A 2,893-nucleotide genomic window follows, 5' to 3' on the forward strand; every position below is an offset into this window, starting at 1 on the left:
CGGACGCGTAGCGCGTCCGCCCCCCTCTCCCTTTACCCGTCGTATCAGCGGACGCCGAGCAGGTGGTCCATCGCCAGCTGGTCCAGGGCCTCGAACGCCATGCCGCGCTCGGCCGCCGCGTCCACGTCGAACTCCTCGAACGCGGAGCGGTCGGCGAGCAGGCCGGCCACGCCGTCCTCGGCGGTGCGCTGGGCCAGCTCGTCCAGGCGCGAGGCGCGCAGGGCGTCCTGGACGGCCGGGTCGGCGCGGAAGGCGGCGGCGCGCTCCTTGAGGATGAGGTAGTTGCGCATGCAGCCGGCGGCGGAGGCCCAGACACCGTCGTAGTCCTCGGTGCGCGGCGGCTTGAAGTCGAAGTGGCGCGGGCCGGCGTAGTCGGAGTTCTCCAGGAGGTCGACCAGCCAGAACGCCTGGCGCAGGTCGCCGGCGCCGAAGCGGAGGTCCTGGTCGTACTTGATGCCGGACTGGCCGTTGAGGTCGATGTGGAAGAGCTTGCCCGCCCACAGGGCCTGGGCGATGCCGTGCGGGAAGTTCAGCCCGGCCATCTGCTCGTGCCCGACCTCCGGGTTGACGCCGACCATCTCGGGGCGCTCCAGGCGCTCGATGAAGGCGAGGGCGTGGCCGATGGTGGGGAGGAGGATGTCGCCGCGCGGCTCGTTCGGCTTGGGCTCGATGGCGAACTTGAGGTCGTAACCCTGCTCGGTGACGTAGTCGCCCAGGAGGTCGAAGGCTTCCTTCATGCGGTCGAGCGCGACGCGGATGTCCTTGGCGGCGCCGGACTCGGAGCCCTCCCGGCCGCCCCAGGCGACGTAGGTGGTGGCGCCCAGCTCGACGGCCAGGTCGATGTTGCGCATGGTCTTGCGCAGGGCGTAGCGCCGGACGTCCCGGTCGTTGGCGGTGAAGGCGCCGTCCTTGAAGACGGGGTGCGTGAAGAGGTTCGTCGTGGCCATCGGGACGACGAGGCCGGCCGCGTCGAGCGCCTGGCGGAATCGCTTGACGATGCCCTCGCGCTCGGTGTCCGAGGAGCCGAAGGGGATCAGGTCGTCGTCGTGGAAGGTCACGCCGTACGCGCCCAGCTCGGCCAGGCGCTGGACGGAGTCGACCGGGTCGATCGCGGTGCGCGTCGCGTCACCGAAGGGGTCGCGGCCCTGCCAGCCCACGGTCCACAGACCGAAGGTGAACTTGTCCTCGGGGGTCGGTGTGAAGCGTTCCGTCATGGTGGTGCCGCCTTCGGGGCCGTGGGTCCGCAGCCGATCGGGCGCCGAACCTCAATTTGTTCACTGTCATGACTAATCATGCACGGGAAGCCCGCGCGACGTAAAGCCCCCGGAGCGGAGAGGTCTGTGAGCCGCTGCCGCGAACCTGGAACCGGGCCTGTTCCGAACGGGTTCGATCACGTAATTTGTTTTGCGTACGATCAAATACATCAGCGAATGAGGTCAGCCATGCCGCCGCATACCGTCGTCATCGGTGTGGACAGCTCCACCCAGTCCACCAAGGCGGCGTTCACCGACACCGCCACCGGCCGGCTGCTCGCCGTCGGCCGCGCCCCGCACGTGGTCACCGGCGAGGGCGGTGCGCGCGAGAGCGACCCCGAGGTCTGGTGGCAGGCCCTGCGCGACGCGGTCGCCGCCGGGCTGAAGGAGTCCGGGATCGCCGCGACGGACGTGGTGGGCATCGCGGTCGCCGGCCAGCAGCACGGCCTGGTCGTCCTGGACGCCGAGGGCCGCCCGCTGCGCCCTGCCCTGCTGTGGAACGACACCCGGTCCGCCCCGCAGGCCGCCGCCCTCACCGCCGCGCTCGGCGGACCGGACGCCTGGACCGCGCGCACCGGCTCCGTCCCGGTGGCCGCGATGACCGCGTCGAAGTGGCAGTGGCTGCGGGAGAACGAACCGGAGACCGCCGAGGCCGCCGCCGCGGTGCGCCTGCCCCACGACTTCCTCACCGAGCGGCTGTCCGGGCGGGCCGTCACCGACCCGGGCGACGCCTCGGGCACCTGCTGGTACTCCACCGCGACCGGCGCCTACGACCCCGAACTCCTCGCGCTCATCGGCCTCGACCCGGCGCTGCTCCCCGAGGTGGCGCCGAGCGGCGGGGCCCGGATCGGTTCGCTGACGGACGCCGCCGCCGAAGCGCTGGGCCTGCCCGCCGGCATCGCCGTCGCGGCGGGCACCGGGGACAACATGAGCGCCGCCGTCGGGCTCGGCCTGGGCGGCGGCGGACTCCTGGACCACCCGGTGCTGAGCCTGGGCACCTCGGGCACGGTCTTCGCGGCGTCCCGGACCAGGCCCGCGTCGGCCGCGCTCTCCGGGTTCGCGGCGGCGGACGGTACGTACCTGCCGCTGGCCTGCACCCTCAACTGCACGCTCGCCGTGGACAAGGTGGCGGCGCTGCTCGGCCTGGACCGCAATGACGCGGCGCCCGGCGGCGAGGCGGTCCTGCTGCCCTACCTGGACGGCGAGCGCACCCCTGACCTGCCCACGGCGGCCGGTCTGCTCACCGGACTGCGGCACGACACGACCCCGCAGCAACTGCTCGGCGCCGCCTACGAGGGCGCGGTGGTGACCGTGCTGCGGGCGCTCGACGAGCTGTCGCGGGCCTGCGGTCTCGATCCGGCGGACCCCGAGGTGGCGGGCCGGCCGCTGCGCCTGATCGGCGGGGGCGCGCAGGGGCGCGTGTGGGTGGAGACCGTACGGCGGCTGTCCGGGCGGCCGGTGATCGTGCCGGGCTCCGGCGAGCTGGTGGCTCTCGGGGCGGCGGCGCTCGCGGCTTCGGCGGCGACGGGGGCGGACCCGGTCGCGGGGGGGGGGGGGGGGGGGGGGGGGGGGGGGGGGGGGGGGGGGGGGGGGGGGGGGGGGGGGGGGGGGGGGGGGGGGGGGGGGGGGGGGGGGGGGGG

2 protein-coding genes are annotated in these 2,893 nt (G+C 74.1%); one reads left to right on the plus strand and one right to left on the minus strand.

What is annotated here, in order from left to right:
• Positions 1-44: 44 nt before the first annotated feature.
• Complete coding sequence (xylA, locus tag ACN6LM_RS37825; protein WP_445069954.1) at positions 45-1,214, minus strand: xylose isomerase; 1,170 nt, start codon at positions 1,212-1,214, stop codon at positions 45-47.
• Positions 1,215-1,442: 228 nt separating this feature from the next.
• Between xylA and xylB the strand changes: the two genes are divergently transcribed.
• A partial coding sequence (gene xylB / locus ACN6LM_RS37830; protein ID WP_445069955.1) for a xylulokinase occupies positions 1,443-2,893 on the plus strand: 1,451 nt, incomplete at its 3' end.

Source organism: Streptomyces sp. SAS_281, assembly GCF_052542855.1.

Excerpts from the sequence above, each read along its gene's own strand:
- xylA (WP_445069954.1), bottom strand. The coding sequence starts at position 1,214 with ATGACGGAACGCTTCACACCGACCCCCGAGGACAAGTTCACCTTCGGT.